Origin of the sequence: Streptomyces sp. NRRL B-1140 (genome assembly GCF_001280065.1) — a bacterium.
GTDB lineage: Bacteria > Actinomycetota > Actinomycetes > Streptomycetales > Streptomycetaceae > Streptomyces.
The window spans coordinates 1-2,131 of the sequence record NZ_LGEA01000152.1 but is presented as its reverse complement, the minus strand read 5'-3'; the positions used below and the strand labels follow the sequence as shown (position 1 = coordinate 2,131).

The following is a 2,131-nucleotide window of genomic DNA, read 5'->3' as shown; positions in this document are numbered from 1 at the left end:
CACCGTGATCATGAAGGAGAACCTGGAGGAGCTCAACCAGCGCGGCCTGGCCTCCGGCTACCCGGTCATCCTCGGCGGCGCCGCCCTGACCCGCGCCTATGTGGAACAGGACCTGCACGAGATCTACGAAGGCGAGGTCCGCTACGCCCGCGACGCCTTCGAGGGCCTGCGCCTGATGGACGCCCTGATCGCCGTCAAGCGCGGCGTGCCCGGCGCCTGCCTGCCCGAACTCAAGAAGCGCCGCGTGCCGACGCAGGCGACCGCGCAGGTCCTGCAGGCCGACGAGGAGCGGGGCGCCGTGCGCTCGGACGTGGCCGTGGACAACCCGGTGCCCGCCCCGCCGTTCTTCGGCACCCGTGTCGTCAAAGGCATCCCGCTCAAGGAGTACGCGTCCTGGCTGGACGAGGGCGCCCTGTTCAAGGGGCAGTGGGGCCTGAAGCAGAACCGCACCGGCGAGGGACCCACCTACGAGGAACTCGTCGAGACCGAGGGCAGGCCCCGGCTGCGCGGTCTGCTGGACCGGCTCCAGACGGAGAACCTGCTGGAGGCGGCCGTGGTCTACGGCTACTTCCCGTGCGTGTCCAAGGGCGACGACCTGATCCTGCTCGACGAGCGGGGCAACGAACGGACCCGCTTCACCTTCCCGCGCCAGCGGCGAGGCCGCCGCCTCTGCCTGGCCGACTTCTTCCGCCCCGAGGAGTCCGGCGAGACGGACGTCGTCGGCCTCCAGGTCGTCACCGTCGGCTCGCGCATCGGCGAGGAGACCGCCCGCCTCTTCGAGGCCAACGCCTACCGCGACTACCTCGAACTGCACGGACTCTCCGTGCAGCTGGCCGAAGCGCTCGCCGAGTACTGGCACGCCCGGGTGCGGGGTGAACTCGGCTTCGCCGGGGAGGACCCCGCCGTCATGGAGGACATGTTCGCTCTGCGCTACCGGGGCGCGCGCTTCTCCCTCGGCTACGGCGCCTGCCCGAACCTGGAGGACCGGGCGAAGATCGCCCACCTCCTGCAGCCGGAGCGCATCGGCGTCCAGCTGTCCGAGGAGTTCCAGCTGCACCCCGAGCAATCCACCGACGCCATCGTCGTCCACCACCCCGAAGCCACGTACTTCAACGCGGGAGGCCGCGCATGACGACGTTCTCCTTCGAGTTCTTCCCACCCAAGACCGACAACGGCACCCGCGCCCTGTGGGACACGATCCGCCGGGTCGAGGCCCTGCGCCCCGACTTCGTCTCCGTCACCTACGGTGCCGGCGGTTCGTCCCGCGAGCGCACCATCGACGTCACCCGCCGCATCGCCGCGGAGACCACCCTGCGCCCGGTCGCCCATCTGACCGCCGTAGGTCACTCGACGGCCGAACTACGGCGCATCATCGGCCAGTACGCCGACGCCGGCATCCGTGACGTCCTGGCGCTGCGAGGCGACCCGCCCGGCAACCCGAACGCCCCCTGGGTCCCCCACCCTCAGGGTGTGACACACGCTGTCGAGCTGGTGGAACTCGTGCGTTCCCTGGGCGGGTTCACCATCGGGGTGGCCGCCTTCCCGGAGCGGCACCCGCGCTCGCCCGACTGGGATTCCGAGATCCGGCACTTCGTGGCCAAGTGCCGCGCGGGCGCCGACTACGCGATCACGCAGATGTTCTTCGACGTCGAGGACTACCTGCGGCTGAGGGACCGGGTGGCGGCGGCGGGCTGTGACACCCCGATCATCCCGGAGATCATGCCCGCCACCGACGTGCGTCAGATCCGGCGCTTCGCCGAACTGTCCGGAGCGGCATTCCCCGAACACCTCGCGCACCGTCTGGAAGCCGCCCGGGACCGCCCCGCCGACGGCCATGCCATCGGGGTCGAACACGCCACCGCCATGGCCCGGCGCCTGCTCGCCGAAGGGGCCCCGGGGCTGCACTACATCACTCTCAACAGGTCCACCGCGACGCTCGAGATCCACCACAACGTACTGGGCTCGACGGCGGATTCCGTACCGAATGCAAGGAGCACACGTGTCCTCGTCCACGACTGATGTCACGAGCCGGCAGGACTTCAAGGTCGCCGACCTGTCCCTGGCCGCGTTCGGCCGCAAGGAGATCACCCTCGCCGAGCACGAGATGCCGGGCCTGATGGCGATCCGCAAG

General features: G+C 70.2%; 3 protein-coding genes. All 3 read left to right on the top strand.

Translation table 11 applies throughout. The features are described 5' to 3' along the window. Positions 1-1,132 (top strand): vitamin B12 dependent-methionine synthase activation domain-containing protein (locus ADK65_RS34455; protein WP_324614333.1); only part of this gene is annotated, 1,132 nt, incomplete at its 5' end. Continuing rightward, positions 1,129-2,019 carry a methylenetetrahydrofolate reductase [NAD(P)H] gene (gene metF / locus ADK65_RS34450; protein ID WP_053675233.1) on the top strand — a complete coding sequence of 297 codons (891 nt, stop codon included), beginning with the start codon at positions 1,129-1,131 and terminating at the stop codon, positions 2,017-2,019. The genes ADK65_RS34455 and metF, both read left to right, overlap by 4 nt. After that, positions 1,985-2,131: adenosylhomocysteinase (locus ADK65_RS37730; protein WP_159038863.1), on the top strand; the 147-nt coding region annotated here is incomplete at its 3' end. The genes metF and ADK65_RS37730, both read left to right, overlap by 35 nt.